The sequence below is a fragment of the Brenneria roseae subsp. americana genome, assembly GCF_003115815.1.
GTDB lineage: Bacteria > Pseudomonadota > Gammaproteobacteria > Enterobacterales > Enterobacteriaceae > Brenneria > Brenneria roseae.
In genome coordinates, this window is sequence record NZ_QDKJ01000017.1 from 58,362 (window position 1) to 81,395 (window position 23,034).

Consider the following 23,034-nt stretch of genomic DNA (forward strand, 5'->3'; position numbering starts at 1 on the left):
ATCGAGGTGTATTATCTTTACCCGAGTCGCTAATTTTTGCCGTAAAGTACTGAATCGTGAGAACGAAACGGTCGAACCCGAGGAGCCGCGTCAGTATCTGACGGTGATCCCGCGTGACCAGCATAATATTTCACGCAGTGACATCAGCGATAACGCGCTGAAGGTACTTTATCGCCTGAACAAAGCGGGCTACGAGGCTTATCTGGTCGGAGGCGGCGTTCGTGATCTGCTGCTGGGCAAAAAGCCTAAAGATTTTGATATCACCACCAGTGCGACGCCAGAACAGGTTCGTAAGCTATTCCGCAATTGCCGTTTGGTCGGCCGCCGTTTCCGTCTGGCTCACGTGATGTTCGGAGCAGAGGTGATTGAAGTCGCGACATTCCGCGGCCATCACGACCAGCATCAGGAACAGCAGGAAATCAAGAATTCCGCCCAGCAGGCCCAGAGCGGCATGCTACTGCGCGACAATATTTTTGGCTCGATTGAAGAAGACGCCCAGCGTCGTGATTTTTCCATCAACAGCCTGTATTACAGCATTGCCGATTTCACCGTCCGTGACTATACCAATGGGTTGAATGACCTGCGTCAGGGTATTATTCGCATGATTGGCGATCCGGAAACCCGCTACCGTGAAGATCCCGTGCGGATGCTGCGCGCCGTGCGTTTTGCCGCCAAACTGGGGATGACCATCAGCCCTGAAACCGCACAACCGATCCCTCGGCTGGCGGCCTTGCTGCACGATATACCGGCAGCCCGTATGTTTGAAGAGTCGCTGAAGCTGCTGCAAACCGGTTACGGCTACCCCACTTACAAAATGCTGTGCGAATATCAGTTATTCCAGCCGCTGTTCCCGCTGATTAGCCGTCACTTTACCGAAGCCGGCGACACGACGCTGGAACGTATGGTCGAACAGGTTCTGAAAAACACCGACCAACGTCTGCAAAACAGTATGCGCGTTAACCCGGCGTTCCTGTTCGCCGCCATGCTGTGGTATCCGCTGATCGAGCATGCGCAAAAGCTGGCGCAGGAAAGCGGTCTGGCGTATTTCGATGCCTTTTCGCTGGCAATGAACGATGTGCTGGACGAACAATGCCGTTCACTGGCTATTCCTAAACGTATTACGTCTTTAGTACGGGATATCTGGCAACTACAGTTGCGTTTGTCGCGCCGCCAGGGAAAACGTGCATATAAGCTGATGGAACATCCGAAATTCCGCGCCGCCTATGATCTGCTTTGCCTGCGTGCTGAAATAGAGAACCACCAGGAACTATTGCGTCTGGCCGCATGGTGGGGCGAGTTTCAGATTGCCGCACCGCCGCAACAGCAAAATATGCTGAAATCACTGGATGACGGCCCAACCTCTCACCGTCGCTCACGGCCCCGTCGTCCGCGCAAACCGACGACTCACAGAGAAAATACCTGATGACGTGCGTTTATCTGGCGCTGGGCAGCAATCTGGCACAACCGCTACGGCAAGTGCGGACCGCGCTAGCTGCGCTGGATAATGTTCCACTCACCCGGGTAGTCAATCGCTCTTCATTTTACCGTAGCCGCCCGCTTGGTCCGCAAAATCAGCCGGATTACCTCAACGCGGTCGTCGCGCTGGAAACCGGTCTGGAAGCTGAACGGTTGCTTGATTATACGCAGCAGATTGAGCTTGAGCAGGGGCGTGAGCGCAAGGAACATCGTTGGGGACCACGCACGTTGGATCTGGATATTTTGCTGTTCGGCGACGCCGTGATTCATACGGCGCGCCTGACGGTTCCGCATTACGATATGAAAAATCGCGAGTTCATGTTGTATCCGCTCGCAGAGATCGCGCCGGATCTGATTTTCCCCGATGGCGAGCCGCTTTCTCGCCGTCTTGCCCATGTCGATCGCAACGGCTTGACGCTGTGGGATAACGATAACCACGATTGAACCGTGCCAACTCGGCACACCATGCCCCGCTACCCATTTTCCCCGATTTACAACAGCAACTTGTAAGATAAGGGTATATCCCTGCACGCCAGCTTCCATTAGAATGATCGCCTTTCATTCTTCGCCCTATTGACATAGGAAGGCTGTCATGAAACCGACGACCATCTCCCATTTGCGCCAATGGAAACAAGAAAAGCGGAAATTCGCTTCGATTACCGCTTACGACGCCAGCTTCTCTCGCCTGTTCTATGAACAGGGAATCAAAGTGATGCTGATTGGCGATTCCCTGGGTATGACATTACAGGGACATGACTCAACGCTGCCCGTCACCATCAATGACATTGTTTACCACACACGCTGCGTTCGTCGCGGCGCGCCCTTTGCACTGCTGCTCTCCGATATGCCGTTCATGAGTTACGCCACACCCGAGCAAACCTTTAGCCAGGCCGCAGAGCTGATGCGCGCTGGCGCCAATATGGTCAAACTGGAGGGCGGAAGCTGGCTGGCGCCCACGGTGAAAATGCTGACCGAACGTGCCGTTCCCGTTTGCGGGCATCTGGGCTTGACGCCGCAATCCGTTAATATCTTCGGCGGTTACAAAATTCAGGGTCGGGACGAGGCGGCCGCCAACCAGTTGCTTGAGGATGCGCTCGCGCTGGAGCAGGCCGGCGCCCAACTACTGGTTCTGGAATGTGTACCGGTTATTCTGGCACAACGCATCACTGACGCCCTTTCCATTCCGGTTATCGGTATCGGAGCCGGTAACGTTACCGACGGACAAATTCTGGTGATGCATGACGCCCTTGGTATTACCGGGGAGAAAACGCCTAAGTTCGCCAAAAATTTTCTGGCGCAAAGCGGCGATATTCGCGCCGCCGCCCGCCTCTATGTACAAGAAGTTGAACAGGGTATTTATCCAGCCGAAGAACATTCTTTCCATTAATGCAGGCTGTATTCGTTAAGTTAAGGAGTATTAGGCGTGTTGATTATTGAAACCCCTCTGCTGCTACGCCGCGAAATTCGTCGCTGGCGTCAAGAGGGGAAGCGTATTGCGCTGGTGCCCACCATGGGGAATTTGCACGACGGGCATCTGACATTGGTAGATGAAGCCAGAGCGCGGGCCGATATTGTCATCGTCAGCGTTTTTGTCAATCCCATGCAGTTTGAACGACAGGATGATTTGGCGCATTATCCCCGGACATTGCAGGAAGATTGCGAGAAACTGAATCGTAAAGGTGTGGATCTGGTTTTCGCTCCCAGCCCGGATGTGATATATCCAAACGGATTGGAAGGACAAACGTTTGTCGAAGTGCCCGGTCTGTCCCAGATGTTGGAAGGCGCCAGCCGCCCTGGACATTTCCGCGGTGTTGCCACCATTGTCAGCAAACTGTTCAATATGGTGCAACCGGACCTGGCCTGCTTCGGCGAAAAGGATTATCAGCAGTTGGCCTTGATCCGTCAGCTTGTCAGCGATATGGGCTATGACATCAGTATTGTCGGCGTGCCTATTGTACGAGCGAAAGACGGTCTGGCCTTAAGCTCGCGTAACGGCTATCTCAGCCCGGAAGAGCGCCGGCTCGCTCCCCAGCTAAATAAGGTGATGGCCAGCGTGGTTGAGCAGTTGGTCAACGGGGAGCGCCAGATTGACGATTTACTGAATCAGGCTGGAGAAAAACTTCGACAGGCCGGCTTCACGCCTGATGAGCTGTTTATTCGTGACGCCGACACCTTACAACCACTGACAGCAGCCAGCACTCGTGCGGTTGTTCTCATGGCCGCCTGGTTAGGCAAAGCGCGATTGATTGATAACCAGCAGGTCGATTTGACTGTATGAACAGAGGTAATGAAGCAATGATACGTACCATGCTGCAAGGCAAACTGCATCGGGTGAAAGTCACCCAGGCAGATCTGCACTATGAAGGTTCTTGCGCCATCGATCGGGATTTTATGGATGCCGCCGGCATTCTGGAATATGAAGCGATTGATATTTACAACGTGGATAATGGTCAGCGTTTCTCGACCTATGCCATTCCCGGCGAAAGAGGCTCACGGATTATTTCTGTGAACGGCGCGGCGGCACGCTGTGCCTGCGTGGGTGACAAACTGATCATCTGTTCTTACGTGCAGATGTCCGACGAGCAGGCAAGAGAGCACCATCCCAAAGTCGCCTATTTCTCTGGTGATAACGAATTGCAGCGTCAGGCCAAAGCCATTCCGGTACAGGTTGCCTGAACGTGAAAAAGGCGGTGGACACACCGCCTTTTCGTTTATGCGTCGATCACGTCCGCAGCCCGCGGCCACGTTCGATCAACCACCACGCCAAAAGATAAAACCCGACGATAAAACCAACCAGCACCGCCATGGTAAAGATCAGCGGAACATCATGAGTTCCGAGAAAGCCATAGCGGAACCCGCTGATCATATACACGACCGGATTAAGCTTTGACACGGCCTGCCAAAACGGCGGCAACAGCGTCAGGGAATAAAATACCCCCCCAAGATAGGTCAACGGCGTCAGCACAAAGGTTGGAACCAGGCTGATATCATCAAAGGTCTTGGCAAATACCGCATTCAACAGCCCCGCCAATGAGAACAGCACCGCCGTCAGCAATAGCGTCAAGACGATAATCCACCAGGCATGAACCTGAAGCGGTACAAAAAACAGAGATACCACGGTCACCAGTATGCCGACACACACACCGCGAGCCACGCCACCGCCGACATAACCAATGATGACCACATGGGTCGGCACCGGTGCCACCAGCAGTTCTTCGATGTTGCGCTGAAACTTCGCACTAAAAAATGACGAAGCCACATTGGCGTAAGAATTGGTGATCACCGACATCATGATCAGGCCGGGGACGATGAACTGCATATAGTCAAAACCGTGCATCTCACCAATACGGGCGCCAATCAGGTTACCAAAAATAATAAAATACAGCGTCATGGTGATAACCGGCGGCAATAGCGTTTGTACCCAGATGCGGCCAAAACGATTGATTTCTTTCATCCAGATACTCTGCAAGGCCACCCAATACAACTGCATCATGCTTTTTCTCCATTACCATTAACCAGGGTGACAAACAGCTCTTCCAGTCGGTTCGCCTTGTTACGCATACTCAGTACCTGTATCCCCTGCGCGCTTAACTGGCTGAACAATCCATTCAGTCCCTGCTCGCGCATCACATCCACTTCAAGCGTCGAGGTGTCCAATAAACGGAACGGATAGCCCTCAAGCTGAGGTAACGGACTTTTAGCGGCCAGATCGAAAATAAACGTTTCAGATTTCAGTTTGGAGAGCAGATGACGCATTGATGTGTTTTCCACCAGCTCACCATGCTGGATAATACCGATATTGCGGCACAGCATCTCAGCCTCTTCCAGATAATGGGTGGTCAGAATGATCGTTGTCCCCTGCGCGTTGAGCTCTTTCAGAAAGCCCCACATGGAACGTCGCAGCTCAATATCCACGCCGGCGGTGGGCTCGTCCAGAATCAGCAGTTTGGGTTCATGCATCAGCGCACGGGCAATCATCAGACGGCGTTTCATCCCGCCCGAAAGCATGCGGGACTTTTCATTACGCTTCTCCCATAAGTCCAACTGCCTGAGATATTTTTCCGCTCTCAGCAACGCTTCATTGCGTTTTACGCCGTAATATCCCGCCTGGCTAACCACGATCTGCAATACCGTTTCAAACTGGTTAAAGTTAAATTCCTGGGGAACCAACCCCAGTTGACGCTTGGCGTTAACAACATCCCGATCCAGGTCATAACCAAAAACCTGTACCTTTCCGGCGGTCTTATTCACTAATGAACTGATGATCCCGATGGTCGTCGATTTTCCTGCGCCATTAGGCCCCAATAGGGCATAAAAATCGCCCGCTTTAACCTGCAGGTCGATTCCGCGCAATGCTTTGACGCCCCCTGCGTAGGTTTTGGTTAACTGCGCCAGTTCCAGTGCGTATGTCATAAGAAATGGATTGCCTTATTATCAGTGGGTTCTACAGTTCCGATTTTAAAACTATCGTTTTTCAAACGAAGAGTGTTGCCTTATATTACCTCCACTGCCTCTTGTCTGTTACAGGTCATTTACTTTCATGAAAGAAATTGAAACGCTCATCGCGAATAACCAACGCTGGTCAAAAACGATGGTGGAAGAAGATCCTGGTTATTTTGAACGGCTGGCGCAGGCGCAACGACCTCGTTTCTTGTGGATTGGATGCTCGGATAGTCGCGTACCTGCGGAAAGCTTGACCAGCCTCGCACCGGGAGAACTGTTTGTTCACCGTAACGTCGCCAACCTGGTTATTCACACTGACCTCAATTGCCTGTCTGTTGTGCAATATGCTGTCGAAGTTCTGGAAGTCGAACACATCATTATCTGCGGCCATTACGGCTGTGGTGGTGTGCAGGCGGCGGTTGAAAATCCCGAACTGGGCTTAATCAACAACTGGCTGCTGCACATCCGCGACCTATGGTACAAGCATAGTTCGCTGCTGGGAGAACTGCCTCCCGAACAGCGGCTGAATACGCTGTGCGAGATCAATGTCGTCGAACAGGTTTATAACCTTGGACACTCGACCGTTATGCAGTCAGCCTGGAAGCGTGGGCAAAAAATCATGATCCATGGCTGGGTTTACGGTATTCAGGATGGTCGACTGCGCGATCTGGAAGTCACCGCCACCAACCGGGAGACGCTGGAACAACGCTATCGCCGCGCGATTTCATCCATGCCTTGATTGATACCCGTCGACGCCCTGCAACGGGCGTCATTTACCCACCCATCTCATTTCTGGGGAACCACTTTGCCAACATAGGGTAAATGGCGATAGTGCTGCGCGTAGTCGATGCCATATCCCACGACGAATTCATCAGGAATAGAGAAGCCAACCCATTCGACTTTCACATCGACTTCCCGGCGTTCCGGCTTATCCAGCAGGGTGCATATCGCCAGCGATTTGGGCTCACGCAGTCGCAGGATTTCTCGCACTCGGCTCAACGTATTGCCGGAGTCGATAATATCTTCGACGATCAACACATCTTTGCCACGAATATCTTCGTCCAGATCCTTGAGAATTTTAACATCGCGGGTGGTATTCATACCGCTGCCATAGCTGGATGCCGTCATAAAATCGACTTCGTGTGAAACATCGATAGCACGGCACAGATCGGCCATAAAGATAAATGAACCACGCAGTAAGCCAACCAACACCATATCGTTGCCGCTGTTACGGTAGTGTTCGCTGATTTGTCTGCCTAACTCGTTAACTCGGGTCATCACTTCCTGTTCAGAAATCATGACTTCTACGGTATGTTTCATCATACTCATAACTCTTTGAATAAAAGAATCCAGCATCATCGGCAGAGACGAATGTTTATGCCCGATGATGCCCCATGCTGACCTGTTGTCAGCGCAGGCAGATGGCGCCTAAGGGCGCGAAGTATACCAGAAACCAACCGTCATCCCCATCCTTCCAGCCAGGGAGCGTTAATGAACACGCCAGATCATGCAATCAGCTATAAAGTGAATGCCCCGCTGTCCAGCCAGCAGTTTATTGACCTGCTGGCGCAAACGTCATTAGGAGCAAGGCGTCCACTGGCTGACAAAGCGACAATCGAGGGGATGCTTGAACATGCCAATCTTCTGGTTTCAGCATGGCATGGCGAAACATTGGTGGGAATTGCCCGTAGCGTGACGGACTTTCATTTTTGTTGTTACCTGTCCGATCTGGCCGTGTCAGAGCTCTGGCAACACGCGGGTATCGGGAAAACGCTGATAAAGATAACGGCGCAACAGCTGGAACCCAAATGCAAAATTATCCTGCTGGCCGCCCCTCAGGCGGTTGATTACTATCCCAGGCTGGGTTTCGAAAAACATAACAGCGCCTGGGTCTTACCAGGCAATGAGTTTAACGCGGCCAAAAAATAATCGTCTCGGCCAACGATATCTTCCTGAGTTTGCCGCATCGTTTTTCCCATCATTGTTAACAAACCATCAGGATTGCGTTATTGCAGAATAAATCTGCGTAAATTGGATTGCGGCCACCCTCAAGAGCGTCTTTATATATAGCTAATCGATTTCGAGATGCAGCGCGGCAGCCGGGTAAATTCTCGTGCTGACTCAAGTTAAACGACTCTGCAACTGGAAAGACGATGGGCATAGCATATATAGCTGATTAAAGGCGCTTTATGAAAAAACGATACCATGTATTGAGCATCTTCGCTCTTGCGGCAACCTTGTCCATTACCAGCGCTGTCGCTGGTATCACATCCATTCCTGGCGCGAACGCGCCTCGATCAAACGGACCGTCTGCGTTCGCGCTTCACGGGCGACCAGATATGCCGCCGCCGCTCTATGAAGCATCACTACAAACTCGTCATCCCGATCAGGCATTAAGCAAACTGATCGCTAACGCCCCACAGGGCGCCGACAAAAATTACGAAGTCAGAGTGATGATCCGGGAATTGCCGCCAGAACCAGAACCTACGACGACTGGCGACAAGTAATCGGGACACAACATGTCGCGAATAAAGTGAGTGATACACATGAAGGCAGGAGTCCGGCACGCGATGAAAAAGAACCTTGTATTGATAATTTCACTGGCGATCCTATCGCCAGCCAGCGTCCTCGCCGGTCCCGGTCCGGGCCATGGAATGGGCCCCGGCCCTCATGGCGCTCCCTGGCATGACAGACCAGGACCAGGCATTGTTGTTGATCGCCTGCCTTATGGGGTCGAAACCGTTCTGATTGCCGGGCTGACTTATTATGTTCTCAACGGTATTTTCTACCAGCGACAGAACAATAGCTATGTCGTGGTGGAAACGCCCCCCGCGACCGCCCATGCCGTCACTCAGGGTGAGATGACGGTTTTAGATATTAACGGCGAGCGTTTTTATGTGAAAAATGGGAGCTACTATAAGCGCAATATTAATGGTGAATATCTGGAGGTTCCCAAACCTGCTGGCTTATGAAATCGGCATCGAAATGGCAGGAAAGAACACGGGCTGATCGGTTTTAATGCTCAGACGCACCTTCTGACCCGGTTCAAACCAGTTGCTGGTCTGAATGAGGATCACCCGATCTCCCAGACTCACTTTATAGAGATTGGAAGTACCGGTAAAAAGGCGATCCTTAATTTGCGCCGCCCCCTCAGGATCCAGCGCCAGCGCCACATCCAGAGGACGAACCATCCAGTCGCATTGCGAATCAATCGGCTGATTCAGGGGATGATTCGCATGATGTTCGCCGAACGCGCTCTGCCATTGGTGATCGCTCAGGATCTTCACCGGCAGATAATTCGTGTTCCCCAAAAAATCCGCGACAAACCGACTCGAAGGGCGATGATAAAGATCTGAGGGATAACCCTGCTGCATAATTTTCCCCTCTTCCAGCAGGATAAGATGATCTGCGCAGGCAAACGCCTCTTCCCGGTTGTGTGTCGCAAAAACGGCCGCAACGTGCCGCTGTTTAAGTATTTGCCGCAGCTCGGTTATCAGATGATAACGGCTCTGGCTATCCAATCCGGGAAAAGGTTCATCCAGCAACAGCAGCCTGGGTTCGCAAGCCAGCGCCCGAGCGATGGACAAACGCTGCTGTTGTTCATTTGACAGTTCATGAGGATAACGAGAGGCCACGTCATCAAGTTTCAATAGCGTCAGCATTTCGCCGCAGATCCGCACGACTTCGCTGTCGGATTGGCCATATAAACCAAACGCCGCATTACCTTCGACAGTCAAATGAGGAAACAAGGCATAATCCTGAAAAATCATGCCGATCTGACGTTGTTCCGGCGTCAGCACCTGCTGAGGGGTGCTGATGGATTGTCCGGCGAGCTTGATTTCGCCGTGTTCTATCGGCAGCAACCCGGCGATAGCCTGTAGCAGCGTTGTTTTACCGCTGCCATTCCTGCCCAGCAAACAGATCGTTTCATCAGCCCTAACGGCGAACGTCACATTTTCCAGACTCAATCCTGTGGGCAATCTACAGCTCAATGACTGCACACTCAGAATATCCACCGACGCTACCATTTGATTATCCTTTGATATTCAAAACCCGGCTCAAGCCCACCACAGGTACAATACCCACCACGACCAGGACCAATGCAGGCAAAGCCAGTGACGCCACCTGCTCCCCAGAGGTAAACCGGAAAACATAAGTTGCCAGTGTTTCAAGATGAAGCGGGCGCAATAGCAAAGACACATTCAGTTCTTTCATACTTTCGGTGAAAATCAGCACCGCACCAACCAGCAGACTGCGGCTTAATAAGGGAATATGCACCCGAGACCAGCGCTCTCCAGCAGAACATTTCAACACCAGACAGGTTCGATCCAGCGATTCCGGAATTTTCGCCATACTGTACTCCAGACCATCCAGCATCAAACGACCGAACTTGACGCTGTATGCCAGTATCAAGATAAACAATGATTCTGATAGCAGCCGTTCCGGTACGGATAACCCCATGCTCTTAGCCAGCAATCCAATACCGTTATCAATCAAAATCAGCGGGATAAACAAACCAACCGCCAGCACAGTACCGGGGATCGCATAGCTCAAACCGACCAGTCTCACCGGAAGTTGATTCGCCGACTGGCCTGCCGTTCGGGTATAAAACACAAACGACAACGCCATAAGCGTAATCAATACCGTGGTCAAGACAGATGCCAGCAGGCTATTACCGATAGCGTGCAGGAATGCCATATCCCAACCCTGCATAAAATTCATTACCGCCCAAAATGCGAGTCGCAAAAGCGGAAAAATGAATGCCAGACAGACCAGGCCCCAACAGTAGAACTGCGCCAGCCCACTACGCCAGCCGCGCAATACTGACGGAGCAAGCGGTTCTGACTGCAAACGCGCTTGATAGACCTGTTGTTTCCGCCGCCAGGCGTGCGCCAAAAACATCAGTAAAAAAATAACGGGCAGAATGATAACGGCAATACGCGCTGCCGCGCCCAGATCGCCCTGCTGCTGCCAGATATCCAGCACGGTGGTCGTCAGCGTGGGGATCGCCAGATAAGATGCCACACCGTAATCTCCGAATGCCTCCACCGCAACCAGCACCGCGCCGGTTACCATTGCCGGTCGGGCGATTGGCAGACATACGCGCCATATCACTTGCGAATGGGAATGCTTAAGCAATCGGGCAGAATGAATCAGACTGGCGGGCTGTTTCACCCATGCATGACGCGCCAGCAAATAAAGATAAGGGTACAGAACCAGCGCAAGGATAACGCATGCTCCGCAGAGAGAAGCCGCTGAGTCAGACGGCCAAATCGGTAAATGCCGCAAAGATGCAGCGAACGTCAGGGCATCAGCATAAAGATAAGCGAGCAAAAAAGCGGGCATCGCCAACGGCAGACAGAGCGCCCACCGCAGCATACGCTGGCCGGGGAAACGATACATCGCCATCAACCAGGCGGCAGGTAAACCGATAAGCAGGCTGAGCAGCACCGTACCGACCACCAGCACCGCCGAATTGAGCAGATATGCAGGTAATCCGGTTTGCCATATCAGGACAAATCCCCGCCCTTCAGCAAAAAATGCCTGAAAGAAAATCGCCGCTAAAGGAAGCAACAACAGCCCCGCCAACAACCAACTACTGACGCGCCAGACACCGGAGATCATAAAATAAGAGCTATGTTAAGTTAGTCCACTATTATTAATAACAGAGCCTGATGTCGGCGTCATGGTGTCAATCAACGATAAATAGCCTGTAATCGCACGATTAACTTGAAAGAATTCGATTTGTCTGAAGCCAATAGCCGCCATCACCTGCTTTTCGGCCCGCTGTCCACTTTGTATTACCCGCTTTTTTTACTCATGCCGCCGCGCTCTGCCCGCAAGAAAGCTTGGAACCAGAGGCAATATCTGTGATAACGTCATCTGACGATACCCGGAACAGGTTTAACCATGAAAAACACTGCGCTGGCGATGCTCTTGCTGAGTCTGATGAGCTTCTCCTCCGTCAGCAAAGCGCTTAACGAATTTGAAGCGGAAGATCTTGCTGATCTGACTGCCATTTTCGTCTATCTGAAAAACAATTGCGGTTATCAGGATCTGCCCAATGAGCAGATTCGCCGGACGCTAGTGGCATTTGCGCAGCAAAACCGTTGGGATCTCAGCAATTACAATACGTACAACATGACGGCCATGGGTGAAGACAGTTATCGTGATCTCAGCAAGATTGCGATCCCCACGCCTAAAAAATGCCAATCGCTGGCCCGCAATTCACTCGGACTGCTTTCCTACGCGCAATAATTCTCTCTCTTTCCGGGCTGACTGAAATTTGACCGTGCAAGCGGCTCAAGAGTTAGCTATGATGGCGCGCCAATTTTCATGGCTGTTATCGCGGAGGAAGCCCTAACATGTCCCAGAAAGAAATTTGGTATGAAACCCTGCATGCCAACTTCGGTCAGTATTTCTCTATTGATCGGGTGTTGTATCACCAAAAGACAGATCATCAAGATCTGATCATTTTTGAAAACGCCGCGTTAGGCCGCGTCATGGCGCTTGATGGTGTGGTTCAAACCACTGAGCGTGATGAATTCATCTATCACGAAATGCTTACCCACGTTCCATTACTGGCTCACGGCAACGCTAAACGCGTGCTGATCATCGGTGGCGGCGACGGCGGCATGCTGCGCGAAGTCAGTCGCCATCGCAGCGTTGAGCATATTACCATGGTAGAAATCGACGCTGGCGTAGTGGAATTCTGCCGCCAATATTTACCCAACCATAATGCCGGCTCTTATGACGATCCTCGTTTCAATCTGGTTATTGATGATGGAGTGAACTTCGTTAATCAATGTTCCGGGAAATTTGACGTCATCATTTCTGACTGCACCGATCCCATCGGACCGGGTGAAAGCCTGTTTACCTCGGATTTTTATCAGGGATGCGCGCGTTGTCTGAACGAAGGCGGAATTTTTGTCGCCCAAAACGGGGTCTGCTTTCTACAGCAAGATGAAGCCGTTAACAGCCATAGAAAACTCGGTCGCTATTTCAGCGACGTCAGTTTTTATCAGGCCGCCATACCGACCTACTACGGCGGCATAATGACATTTGCCTGGGCCAGTAATAATGCGGCGCTTCGGCAGCTCACCGCCGAAACATTACGCCAACGCTTTGCGGCTTCGGGTATTGAATGTCGCTATTACAATCCGGACGTTCATGTGGGGAGCTTTGCACTACCGCAATATTTATTAAACGCATTATCCGGCGCACGGTAATTACCGCATTAACAAATCAATAAGGAGGTGACTTAAATTGCACAAGCTGAAGCTACACGGCTTTAACAATCTGACCAAAAGCCTGAGTTTTTGTATTTACGATATCTGTTACACCAAGACAGCCGATGACCGTGATGGTTATATCGCCTACATTGATGAACAGTATAATGCCAATCGCTTAACAGAGATCCTGACCGAGACCTGCTCGATCATCGGGGCCAATATTCTTAATATCGCCCGCCAGGATTATGAGCCACAAGGCGCCAGCGTGACCATTCTGGTCAGCGAAGAACCCATGGACCCGCGTGATGTCGATAATTCGGAACATCCCGGCCCCTTGCCAAACGCGGTGGTCGCTCATCTGGACAAAAGCCATATATGCGTACATACCTATCCGGAAAGCCATCCTGAAGGCGGGTTATGCACTTTTCGCGCCGACATTGAGGTGTCGACCTGCGGCGTGATTTCACCATTAAAAGCGCTTAACTATCTGATTCACCAGTTGGAATCAGATATTGTAACCATTGATTATCGCGTGCGGGGCTTTACCCGTGATGTCAATGGCGTAAAACATTTCATCGATCACCAGATCAATTCCATTCAGAATTTTATGTCAGAAGACATGAAATCGCTCTATCACATGATGGACGTGAATGTTTATCAGGAAAATATCTTTCACACCAAGATGTTGCTGAAAGACTTCGACCTGAAACACTATCTGTTCAATGTCACCCCTGACGCGCTGAACGCTGCGGAACGCAAGAGAATCACCGACCTGCTGTATCACGAGATGCAGGAGATCTATTACGGCAGGAATCTGCCGAAACTGTGATCTTTTTGAAGGGAGCAAGGCTCCCTTCCCCTACCATCACTACCGTTTCTTAAAAATTATTCTTCCCCTGATCTCACCTTTTCCCTTGTCCCATCTGGGTTAGCTGTCTTTTGCATAAGCTCACTGATAAATCCTATATATTGTATGGTTGAAATTCAAAACAACTACATCTAGTATTCAAGTCGTGACCTCATCACTAATGATGGTTGCTTCGTGGATCGGTCAGGGTACAGATACCCGTTGAAGATAGCCGCTCCGATATACTTCTCTCACGCCAAAAGGTAAATACGAATCATGCGTATTACTATTTTCACCAAGCCAGATTGCGTTCAATGCAATGCGACATGCCGTGCACTGGATAAACAGGGAATTGACTATCAACTGGTGGACTTAACGGAAGATGCCCAGGCGTTACAGCAGGTAAGAGCATTAGGTTATCAGCAGGTGCCGGTCGTCATGACAGCCAACGATCATTGGAGCGGTTTCCGTCCGGACAAAATCAGTACGCTTCACGCATCCCAACGGCTGCAGTAAGGGGGAGCGATGAACCCACTGGTCTATTTTTCCAGCCAGTCGGAAAACACCCATCGTTTCATTGGCAGGGTTGGGCTGCCCGCCCTGCGAATCCCCATCGCGACCGAGCTGCCGCTACTGAAAGTGGATCAACCGTATATTCTGGTGGTTCCCAGCTACGGTGGCGGCAGTAGCAAAGGTGCCGTACCCCGTCAGGTGATCCATTTTCTGAACGAACGGCAAAATCGTGATTACCTGCGTGGCGTTATTGCCGCAGGCAATATGAATTTCGGTGCAGCGTACTGCATCGCGGGTGACATTATCGCGCAGAAGTGCCAGGTACCTTACCTGTATCGCTTCGAGCTGCTTGGCACCGCAGAAGACGTTGCAAATGTGCGTAAGGGAGTAACTGAATTTTGGCAACAACAGAATCCGTGATCACTAAACCAGCCAGCGCGGAGCTGGACTACCATTCTCTGAACGCCATGCTGAACCTCTATGATGCAGAGGGGCATATCCAGTTCGAACAGGACAAACTGGCCGCACGGCGTTATTTCCTGCAACACGTGAATCAAAACACCGTGTTCTTTCATAATTTGGAAGAAAAACTGCGTTATCTGGTCGAAGAAGGCTATTACGAGGCCGAAGTCTTGGATCAATATGCCTTCAGCTTTATTAAGAGCCTTTTCCAGCAGGCCTACAGCCATAAGTTCCGCTTTCAAACGTTCCTGGGGGCGTTCAAATATTATACCGGCTATACCCTCAAAACCTTTGACGGCAAACGCTATCTGGAACGTTATGAAGATCGCGTCTGTATGGTAGCGCTGACCCTTGCCGCAGGCGATGCCGCGCTTGCCAGCGCCATGGTAGACGAAATCATTAGCGGTCGATTCCAGCCGGCGACGCCCACGTTTCTGAACTGCGGCAAAAAGCAGCGAGGCGAACTGGTTTCCTGCTTCCTGCTGCGAATCGAAGATAATATGGAATCCATTGGTCGTGCGATTAATTCGGCGCTTCAGCTTTCCAAGCGTGGCGGCGGCGTCGCCTTCCTGCTTACCAACATCCGTGAAACCGGCGCGCCAATCAAACGCATAGAAAATCAGTCATCCGGTATTATTCCCGTGATGAAAATGCTGGAGGATGCCTTTTCCTACGCCAACCAACTGGGTGCGCGCCAGGGTGCTGGCGCGGTTTACCTCAACGCGCATCACCCCGATATCCTGCGTTTTCTGGATACCAAACGCGAAAATGCCGATGAAAAAATCCGGATTAAAACGCTGTCGCTGGGAGTAGTCATACCGGATATCACGTTCCAGCTCGCTAAAGACAATCAGGTGATGTACCTGTTTTCTCCCTACGATGTCGAACAGGTGTATGGCGTTCCGCTGTCGGAAATCAGCATCAGCGAAAAATACCATGAAATGGTAAACGACAAACGCATTCGCAAGTCACATATCAAGGCCAGGGAATTCTTCCAGATTCTTGCCGAAATCCAGTTTGAATCCGGCTATCCCTACATGATGTTTGAGGATACGGTAAATCGCGCGAACCCGATTCAAGGGCGCGTCAACATGAGCAACCTGTGCTCTGAAATTTTGCAGGTTAATGATGCCAGCCTGTACGACGAGGACCTTGGCTATCGCCATGTCGGCAAGGATATCTCCTGTAACCTCGGCTCGCTGAATATCGCCAAAACCATGTCGTCTCCCGATTTTGGGCTAACGGTGGAAATGGCCATTCGCGCCCTGACCGCCGTTTCTGATATGAGCCACATCCGTTCCGTGCCTTCTATTGAGAAAGGCAACGACGAATCTCACGCTATTGGCCTCGGTCAGATGAATCTGCACGGCTATCTGGCGAAAGAGCGTATTTTTTATGGCTCCGAGGAAGGTATTGATTTCACCAACATCTATTTTTATACCGTTGCCTATCATGCCATTCGCGCATCAAACCAGCTGGCAATAGAACGTGGTCAGCGCTTCAAGGGTTTTGAAAACTCGAAGTATGCGTCGGGCGAATACTTCGACAAATACATCGAACAGAGCTGGTTGCCGGCCACGGAACGCGTAAAGGCGCTGTTTTCACAAGCCGGGATCGCCATTCCCAGTCAACAGGATTGGGCCGCTTTACGCGAATCGGTCATGACCTATGGTATTTATAATCAGAATTTGCAGGCGGTGCCCCCGACAGGTTCGATTTCTTATATCAATCATTCCACATCCAGCATCCATCCGATTGTGTCACGCATTGAGATCCGTAAAGAGGGCAAAATTGGACGGGTTTACTACCCTGCTCCTTATATGACCAATGACAATCTGGAGTATTACCAGGATGCCTACGAAATCGGGCCGCAGAAGATCATTGATACCTACGCCGCCGCCACCCGGCATGTCGATCAGGGGTTGTCGCTAACGCTGTTTTTCCGCGATACCGCCACCACGCGGGACATCAATAAAGCGCAAATCTATGCGTGGACCAAGGGTATCAAAACCATCTATTACATTCGTATACGACAGATGGCGTTGGAAGGTACAGAAGTTCAGGGCTGTGTGTCCTGCGCGCTATAAGCCATCGCTGAAGGAAATCCGATTATGACATTGCTAACGCGCGTCCAGGCCATCAACTGGAACAAAATCGAAGACGATAAAGATTTGGAGGTCTGGAACCGGCTGACATCAAATTTCTGGCTGCCGGAAAAAGTGCCGCTTTCCAACGACATTCCCTCATGGGGAACGCTGAGTGCCCATGAACGCCAGTTGACTATCCGGGTATTTACCGGGCTGACGCTGTTGGACACGATTCAGAACACGCTGGGCGCACCGACACTCATGCCCGATGCCGTTACTCCGCATGAAGAGGCCGTGCTATCCAACATCTGCTTTATGGAAGCGGTTCATGCCCGTTCCTATAGCTCCATTTTTTCGACGCTTTGCCTGACCAGTGAAGTGGATGACGCCTATCGCTGGAGCGAGGAAAACCCGGCATTACAGAAAAAAGCATCAATCATTCTGTCGCATTACCGTAGTGACGATCCGCTGATGAAAAAAGTCGCCAGCGTTTTTCTGGAATCTTTCCTGTTCTACTCCGGTTTTTATTTGCCAATGTATTGGTCAAGTCGGGCTAAATTGACCAATACCGCTGATTTGATACGATTGATTATCCGTGATGAAGCGGTACATGGTTATTATATCGGCTATAAATTCCAGCAAGGCCTGGCGAAAGCGGACACGGCTCGTCAGCAGCAGGTTAAAAGTTTCGCATATGATCTATTGCAGGATTTATATGACAATGAAGTGCTGTATACCCAAGAGCTGTACGATAGCGTTGGCTGGACGGAAGATGTCAAAAAATTCCTGCACTACAACGCCAATAAAGCGCTAATGAACCTGGGCTATGAGGCGCTGTTCCCTGCCAGCATGACGGACGTAAATCCAGCAATTTTATCCGCGCTGTCACCCAATGCAGACGAAAATCACGACTTTTTCTCTGGTTCCGGTTCTTCATACGTTATTGGCAAAGCCGTTAATACGGAAGATGAGGATTGGGATTTCTAACGGAAATCCGGCTCTGGAATGACAAAACCCTGAATCATTGCTGATTCAGGGTTTTTAAATTAAGTGGCGGAACGGACGGAAATCCACCTCATTACTCATCTATTTGATAAATAATAAAATCAACACCATTTATTATCGCTATGGCCACAGCGTGGGCCATTTTAAAAGGGGCTGCAAGTAAGATTTCTGCACCATTAGTCTAAGCGAGCAATTCTTAATCTTTCCTCAAATTAGCATGTTGTTACGCACAGGAAAACATTATGAAAAAAAACCATGTAGCGACAGACACCGCATCATTATTAATTAAGAGTTTTAATTTCTGCCAGGGGTAAATTCAAAACATTCAATCAGATGTCACCGTCGGCCACCCCTGAACAACTTTTCCGCCGTGCCCACAACCGTCCCCCACCCTGACCACCGGTTTACCTTCAATGGTGAAGATAGATGAACCCGAAACCAAACCATCCGGTATCCCGACACCAGTACACAGCGCTTTTCCACCCACCACGGCGACAGGGACACCATTGATAGTGACAATCGATTGCCCGGCATTAATAATCGGCCCGCCGACATGTGGCACCGGCCCCGGCTCAACTTTAGGGCAAACATGCATATGCCCCAATATTGCGACTGGTTTTCCCATACGATTATCCTCTTATAGCAAATAAGGTCTTTTGCGCTTTTCTGCATGTGCAGTTGCAATACTTTGATTGATACGAATGCGGTCATTAAAATCACCGCCATTTACCCAGGAAAAAAGACAGGCATCCGTCCGTTGAATAAACGGGTTGAGTTCAATCAGTGTCGTATTGAATTCTTCATCCTTATAATCAATGGCAATATCTGCAACCACGGAATCCATATGTAATACAGGCAAAAACTTTTGCAAAAACATGATTATTTGAAGGCGTATTTCATTTTCCTTTTCTTTTAGAAACGGAAAGTACTCCATACAGTGATATTGAGAAACCCCAACTACCTTGCCATCCCGAATGAAACATCTGAACTCTCCCCAGCGCGGAATATCGCGCCATTCCCTCAGGAACAACCAAACAGGTGTTGACGATTGCAGACAATCCCAAAGATAGGATGCGACGCGATGACTAGATACCGACAGTTGTTTTACTACCCCATCAACCGTATTCAATCGAGAAAGGGAAGCACCATGGTAGCTAACACCCCCAAACCGCACAAAAGCAGGCTTATTTAACACTGACAAAGCATATTCGATATCCTCACATAACTGTGTAGAAAAAACCGGCTTTTCCAGTAGTCCTCTGGCAGTCATAAACTCATCGGTACACGCACCAATGGCGATAACATCTCTCTCATGAAGCTCAATACCTTCACTCTTGAAAGATAAAGACAAAATATCTTCCGACCAGTTTTCAATAAACGTCTGTTTGTGCTCAGAGTACATGCTCAATCAGCCTTAACATCCTGTTGTTGACAGTGGCATATAGGAAAAATCATAACTCATCTTCCGATGTTGGCGTATTTAAAAACTCTTTCAATGAGTGAGCAAGAAATCCCAATCCTTCACCTACAAAAACATTATCGACAGAATAACGCCAATTAAATAAATGCTGATATGTCGGAGAGCCAGGCCTTACATCATATACTATATGTGCATCAGTCGCCCCATCATAATTAACACCAATAACAATTAAACCTTCTGGCAATATAAAGCGATGCTCATAAATAGATTCCTGAGACAATTTTGTTATCTCAATAATAGACTCGCAGCTATAAAATCCGTCCACATACACGACCCTACTTTCATTATTATATTTAGCCAAACAAAAATCTTTATCTTCCACTGGAGAAATAGCTTGATCATTAGTTAGAAGAAGGAAGATTTTAAATTCACTAGGTAAGTTAACGTTTAAAACCGATTCAACATTTTTTACTTTCTTTTCGATGTTAACAGGATCTTGCTCAAAAAGAGTTTCATCCATATGCCAATTCACCAAGTCTTCTTTGACAATACTCATATCAATAATCCTCACTTCTCCACATAGAATCACCACCAACATGTGGAGTGCCGCTGTTAGCCATACCAGTTTCAGCATCAGAATATGCCGTATGAATCTTTTTATCAACAAAGGTCATAGTTACTCCATCAGACTCATGATGCCACGTACCTGAGCGCCATTCAGCATCAGATAATGTTGAGTTATATTTATCAGAAAATGTTTCTTTAGCCTTCTTAAAGTCAGATGAGTTACCAGTCATATCAATCTCAACCTGATATGGTTTGCCATTTTCACCAATTGGTTTACCATCTTTCAACGGCGGAAATTCTGAGAAGTCAGGATGCCCATCTTTAAACGGGATACCATCCTTCCCATGGCGTTGTACCGCATCATACAAACTTGGGTTTTTCTCAGGATCTGGCATATATTTTCCAGTCCCTGGAGGACAAGGGTTACCATCTTTATCTACCCATTTCCCCTTATCGGACGACGGTAGTCGGCCAGGATCCATAGACTTGTCGTTTTCGAATTTTTCCCGAGCCAGCTTTTTACACTCTTCCGTTTTGCATTTACCGAGTTCTTTATCCAGCTTTTCCTGCTTTCTTTTCGCTATCAGATCTTTCCAATATTTTCTTGCATTTTCACGCGTTGTTGCAAATACCTTCGTATTCAGCGCAGCTTTGGCCTTAGATAAGGCTTCCGTCACTTTTTCAACTTTTGCCGCTATTTTCCCTGCCTTCGCGGCATCACCTACTATCGGGATAAGTCCCAATACATCCAGTGCAGCGCCACTCCAGTCGCCTTTGAAAAGCGAACGTCCCAATGACGCCACATCTGCCGCCGTACCAAACGGTGGCGGTGCGGCTCCAGCGGCTGCTAAGCCACCATCAATAATAAGCTCACTGTATTGAGACTCCATTTCAAGCACTTTCTTGCGATCTGCTTCAATTTCAGGACTCTCGCTACGCGCTCTGATATTTGCCATATTATTCTCCCTGTCGTTTCACCGGTTTTACTCTGGAAACCAGTAATTCGGATGACTCTGCATCAGCGCATCAACGCCCTGCTCCTCGCTGACTTCAGTGAACAACGCTTCCAGACGCGCATCCTCATTCCGCTCTGTATCAGCTAGGATTTGCCTGAACCCATCAAACTCGAAAAAATTCGCCCCGACGCCCCACATGAAATACAGGAACTTAGCCTGATTGGTCGGTTTGTGGATATTGAACTTTTTCGCTATCTCCCGACCATTCAGCGTCATCGTGTACAGGGTTTCCGGCTTATGCCCCTGTTTGTGCTCTGGCAGCGTTTCTTCCATCACCTCATCCACAAACCACCGGGAAAAGTCTTTATCGCTCATCAGATGCGATTCCATTTGCAGGTCATCAAAGTGCCACATGCGCCATTCTCTCCTCAGGCAATGGAGTAACCGGCAACGTCAGGCATGCCGTCTGTAATCCGCTATCATCATGGGTGTAATGCAGTAACCGTTCCGGCTCGTCAGTGTTTTCCACATACACCGAATACAGCGGAGCAAAAAAGTCCGCCAGCTGTTCTGGCGTCAACTGCGGAATAAACTGATTGAATGTCTTCGGCTGGTAAAAACGGAAAAAGTAAGTTTTGCCATGATTGATGACTTTGGTGAACTTCTTGAAATGCCTGACCAACGGTATCAATGGCAGCGTACTGCGCACAATGATGCCCCACTGCCGCATATAACCGTCCGCCAGCCACCAGTCCAGCACATCACTGTGCGCATTAATCTGCACCATATAGGGCGCAACGTGGCCGAGATTATCCAGCACCGACACATCAAACAGCGAGCGACAGGCTGGCGCAAAACCTTCCAGACAGATGGCAATATCCGGGCTGGCTGCCGCATTCAGCAACAGGTAGGTGTGGAGGGTTTTTTCGTGTTCATCCACAATCGTGGATGTGGGAGTGAATACCGTCTGTTTCAGACCGTCACTCACCGCGTCGTAAGGATTGTCCAACATAATGCCTCCCTGCCTATTTTTTCTTATACGGACACTCTTCCGAGAACGGTTTGTCGCTGCTCAGCGCCGCTGCCTGCTCTGCTGCGCCGCCGGACATATCAATGGACGGCGCTTTCAGTTTGATGCTCTTCGCCTGAATGGTCACGCCGCTGTCATCGATGGTAATGGTGCCGCCCGGCCCGCCAATCACCATCTTTTCTTTGGCGTAAAGCGTATGCTTTTTGGTACGGGAGAAGATGGCGCTTTTGCTCTCGATGTCATATTTATCGCCAACCAGCAGTTTCAGCACCTGACCGACAGACAGCGTCTGGGTATGACCGACCAGCGTGTTTTTATACAGGCCAACCTGTTCGGTACTGGCGATACCAGTGGTATCCGAACGAAACTTCTCGACGACCGTATTAAAAATGCCGGAGCCGGGCATCAGGCTGGAAAGCAGTCCGGCCAGCGAGGTGCCTTTCGATACCATATCCAGCCCGGCTTTGGATTTGAATCCGCCCGCGTCGGTAAAGGACTTTCCAGCGGTCAGCGACATCGTTTCCGCCGCCGCGCCAACTTTATTGATATCGTCGGCAAACTGCTCTACGCCCGGCTCGCCCACTTTGGCTGATTCTCTCTTCATGAATTTACCGCTGTTGGATATCAGGCTGAATAAGCCGCCCAGCAGTCCGAGTCCCTGTCCACCCACCGTCAGATTCATGTTGCCGCCGACCCGGTGCTGGTGATGCTTTCCAATTTCCGTATTCTGATTTTCGCCGATACTCTCCACCACGCTGGAATCCACGCGTTTGGTCATGTCGTGCAATATCTTGACCGACATATCTTTCTGGGCGTGGATATGAATATTTTCCCGCCCGGATTCATCCTCAAAAGAGAGTTCATTGAAACCGCTGCCCTGATGGGTGTCGGAACGCAGCACCATCTTGGTTTTATGCTCCGGCAGCGGATAGGGCACCGGATTGGTGGCATGATATGTCCGCCCCGTCACGATCGGCTGGTCCGGGTCGCCCTCCA

Annotated in this window: 28 protein-coding genes; 16 read left to right on the forward strand and 12 right to left on the reverse strand. The window is 50.1% G+C overall.

The genetic code is table 11. The features are described from left to right. The first annotated feature begins 13 nt into the window (after positions 1-13). The 5 genes from pcnB (at position 14) to panD (ending at position 4,152) form a co-directional block, all read left to right on the forward strand. Positions 14-1,423, forward strand: a complete 1,410-nt coding sequence (pcnB, locus tag B4923_RS18515) for a polynucleotide adenylyltransferase PcnB (RefSeq protein ID WP_211313976.1) — start codon at positions 14-16, stop codon at positions 1,421-1,423. Next, positions 1,423-1,920, forward strand: a complete 498-nt coding sequence (gene folK, locus B4923_RS18520) for a 2-amino-4-hydroxy-6-hydroxymethyldihydropteridine diphosphokinase (protein ID WP_109055837.1) — start codon at positions 1,423-1,425, stop codon at positions 1,918-1,920. Before pcnB ends, folK begins: the two co-directional genes overlap by 1 nt. A gap of 148 nt (positions 1,921-2,068) precedes the next feature. Continuing rightward, positions 2,069-2,863 carry a 3-methyl-2-oxobutanoate hydroxymethyltransferase gene (gene panB / locus B4923_RS18525; RefSeq protein WP_109055838.1) on the forward strand — a complete coding sequence of 265 codons (795 nt, stop codon included), beginning with the start codon at positions 2,069-2,071 and terminating at the stop codon, positions 2,861-2,863. A gap of 36 nt (positions 2,864-2,899) precedes the next feature. Beyond that, on the forward strand, positions 2,900-3,754 hold the full coding sequence (gene panC / locus B4923_RS18530; protein ID WP_109055839.1) for a pantoate--beta-alanine ligase: 855 nt from the start codon (positions 2,900-2,902) through the stop codon (positions 3,752-3,754). A gap of 17 nt (positions 3,755-3,771) precedes the next feature. After that, the gene (gene panD / locus B4923_RS18535) at positions 3,772-4,152 is read left to right on the forward strand and encodes an aspartate 1-decarboxylase (protein WP_109055840.1); all 381 of its coding nucleotides are present in this window, start codon (positions 3,772-3,774) and stop codon (positions 4,150-4,152) included. Positions 4,153-4,198: 46 nt separating this feature from the next. On the opposite strand, the gene B4923_RS18540 is transcribed toward panD, so the two are convergent. Both B4923_RS18540 and B4923_RS18545 read right to left on the reverse strand, forming a co-directional pair. Continuing rightward, a complete protein-coding gene (locus B4923_RS18540) occupies positions 4,199-4,969 on the reverse strand; it encodes an ABC transporter permease (RefSeq protein WP_109055841.1) in 771 nt (256 codons plus the stop codon). After that, positions 4,966-5,889 (reverse strand): ABC transporter ATP-binding protein, encoded by a 924-nt coding sequence (locus tag B4923_RS18545; RefSeq protein ID WP_109055842.1) that lies wholly within the window; start codon positions 5,887-5,889, stop codon positions 4,966-4,968. Before B4923_RS18545 ends, B4923_RS18540 begins: the two co-directional genes overlap by 4 nt. A 127-nt stretch (positions 5,890-6,016) precedes the next feature. Between B4923_RS18545 and can the strand changes: the two genes are divergently transcribed. Next, on the forward strand, positions 6,017-6,658 hold the full coding sequence (can, locus tag B4923_RS18550) for a carbonate dehydratase (protein WP_109055843.1): 642 nt from the start codon (positions 6,017-6,019) through the stop codon (positions 6,656-6,658). A gap of 47 nt (positions 6,659-6,705) precedes the next feature. Here the strand turns inward: can and hpt are convergent, their stop codons facing one another. After that, a complete protein-coding gene (gene hpt, locus B4923_RS18555) occupies positions 6,706-7,248 on the reverse strand; it encodes a hypoxanthine phosphoribosyltransferase (RefSeq protein ID WP_211313975.1) in 543 nt (180 codons plus the stop codon). Between the two features lie 162 nt (positions 7,249-7,410). Between hpt and B4923_RS18560 the strand changes: the two genes are divergently transcribed. The 3 genes from B4923_RS18560 (at position 7,411) to B4923_RS18570 (ending at position 8,891) form a co-directional block, all read left to right on the forward strand. Further along, complete coding sequence (locus tag B4923_RS18560) at positions 7,411-7,848, forward strand: GNAT family N-acetyltransferase (protein ID WP_109055844.1); 438 nt, start codon at positions 7,411-7,413, stop codon at positions 7,846-7,848. A 260-nt stretch (positions 7,849-8,108) separates the two neighbouring features. Then, entirely contained in the window at positions 8,109-8,426 is a 318-nt protein-coding gene (locus B4923_RS18565; protein WP_109055845.1) for a hypothetical protein, read from the forward strand. A gap of 63 nt (positions 8,427-8,489) precedes the next feature. Further along, positions 8,490-8,891 (forward strand): DUF6515 family protein, encoded by a 402-nt coding sequence (locus tag B4923_RS18570; RefSeq protein ID WP_109055846.1) that lies wholly within the window; start codon positions 8,490-8,492, stop codon positions 8,889-8,891. On the opposite strand, the gene B4923_RS18575 is transcribed toward B4923_RS18570, so the two are convergent. Together B4923_RS18575 and B4923_RS18580 are read right to left on the reverse strand one after the other, a co-directional pair. Next, positions 8,886-9,947: an ABC transporter ATP-binding protein gene (locus B4923_RS18575; RefSeq protein ID WP_109055847.1), complete on the reverse strand. Its 1,062-nt coding sequence runs from the start codon at positions 9,945-9,947 to the stop codon at positions 8,886-8,888. The genes B4923_RS18570 and B4923_RS18575 overlap by 6 nt on opposite strands. Before the next feature lie 4 nt (positions 9,948-9,951). Further along, positions 9,952-11,544: an ABC transporter permease gene (locus tag B4923_RS18580; protein WP_109055848.1), complete on the reverse strand. Its 1,593-nt coding sequence runs from the start codon at positions 11,542-11,544 to the stop codon at positions 9,952-9,954. A 285-nt stretch (positions 11,545-11,829) separates the two neighbouring features. On the opposite strand from B4923_RS18580, the gene B4923_RS18585 reads away from it, so the two are divergent. The 7 genes from B4923_RS18585 (at position 11,830) to nrdF (ending at position 18,047) form a co-directional block, all read left to right on the forward strand. After that, positions 11,830-12,177, forward strand: a complete 348-nt coding sequence (locus B4923_RS18585; RefSeq protein WP_109055849.1) for a YacC family pilotin-like protein — start codon at positions 11,830-11,832, stop codon at positions 12,175-12,177. Between the two features lie 107 nt (positions 12,178-12,284). Continuing rightward, positions 12,285-13,148 carry a polyamine aminopropyltransferase gene (gene speE, locus B4923_RS18590; protein WP_109055850.1) on the forward strand — a complete coding sequence of 288 codons (864 nt, stop codon included), beginning with the start codon at positions 12,285-12,287 and terminating at the stop codon, positions 13,146-13,148. A gap of 37 nt (positions 13,149-13,185) precedes the next feature. After that, positions 13,186-13,980 (forward strand): adenosylmethionine decarboxylase, encoded by a 795-nt coding sequence (gene speD, locus B4923_RS18595; RefSeq protein WP_109055851.1) that lies wholly within the window; start codon positions 13,186-13,188, stop codon positions 13,978-13,980. Between the two features lie 294 nt (positions 13,981-14,274). Further along, positions 14,275-14,514: a glutaredoxin-like protein NrdH gene (gene nrdH / locus B4923_RS18600; RefSeq protein WP_109055852.1), complete on the forward strand. Its 240-nt coding sequence runs from the start codon at positions 14,275-14,277 to the stop codon at positions 14,512-14,514. A 9-nt stretch (positions 14,515-14,523) separates the two neighbouring features. Next, positions 14,524-14,931, forward strand: coding sequence for a class Ib ribonucleoside-diphosphate reductase assembly flavoprotein NrdI (gene nrdI / locus B4923_RS18605; RefSeq protein ID WP_109055853.1), 408 nt, complete (start codon positions 14,524-14,526; stop codon positions 14,929-14,931). Continuing rightward, positions 14,910-17,060, forward strand: coding sequence for a class 1b ribonucleoside-diphosphate reductase subunit alpha (gene nrdE / locus B4923_RS18610; protein WP_109055854.1), 2,151 nt, complete (start codon positions 14,910-14,912; stop codon positions 17,058-17,060). The genes nrdI and nrdE overlap by 22 nt, the downstream gene beginning before the upstream one ends. A gap of 24 nt (positions 17,061-17,084) precedes the next feature. Next, on the forward strand, positions 17,085-18,047 hold the full coding sequence (gene nrdF, locus B4923_RS18615; RefSeq protein WP_109055855.1) for a class 1b ribonucleoside-diphosphate reductase subunit beta: 963 nt from the start codon (positions 17,085-17,087) through the stop codon (positions 18,045-18,047). Between the two features lie 343 nt (positions 18,048-18,390). On the opposite strand, the gene B4923_RS18620 is transcribed toward nrdF, so the two are convergent. The 7 genes from B4923_RS18620 to B4923_RS18650 all read right to left on the reverse strand — a co-directional run. Continuing rightward, positions 18,391-18,690, reverse strand: coding sequence for a PAAR domain-containing protein (locus B4923_RS18620; protein ID WP_109055856.1), 300 nt, complete (start codon positions 18,688-18,690; stop codon positions 18,391-18,393). Positions 18,691-18,702: 12 nt separating this feature from the next. Further along, positions 18,703-19,467 (reverse strand): cell division cycle protein 123 family protein, encoded by a 765-nt coding sequence (locus B4923_RS18625; protein ID WP_109055857.1) that lies wholly within the window; start codon positions 19,465-19,467, stop codon positions 18,703-18,705. 49 nt (positions 19,468-19,516) lie between these two features. Further along, positions 19,517-20,041 (reverse strand): SMI1/KNR4 family protein, encoded by a 525-nt coding sequence (locus B4923_RS18630; RefSeq protein WP_109055858.1) that lies wholly within the window; start codon positions 20,039-20,041, stop codon positions 19,517-19,519. Between the two features lies 1 nt (position 20,042). Next, a complete protein-coding gene (locus tag B4923_RS18635; RefSeq protein ID WP_109055859.1) occupies positions 20,043-21,008 on the reverse strand; it encodes an HNH endonuclease in 966 nt (321 codons plus the stop codon). Positions 21,009-21,035: 27 nt separating this feature from the next. Next, positions 21,036-21,422: a hypothetical protein gene (locus B4923_RS18640; RefSeq protein ID WP_109055860.1), complete on the reverse strand. Its 387-nt coding sequence runs from the start codon at positions 21,420-21,422 to the stop codon at positions 21,036-21,038. Beyond that, a complete protein-coding gene (locus tag B4923_RS18645; RefSeq protein WP_109055861.1) occupies positions 21,409-22,020 on the reverse strand; it encodes a DUF4123 domain-containing protein in 612 nt (203 codons plus the stop codon). The genes B4923_RS18640 and B4923_RS18645 overlap by 14 nt, the downstream gene beginning before the upstream one ends. A gap of 13 nt (positions 22,021-22,033) precedes the next feature. Beyond that, the coding region (locus B4923_RS18650; RefSeq protein ID WP_425428654.1) for a bacteriophage T4 gp5 trimerisation domain-containing protein at positions 22,034-23,034 on the reverse strand (1,001 nt) is incomplete at its 5' end.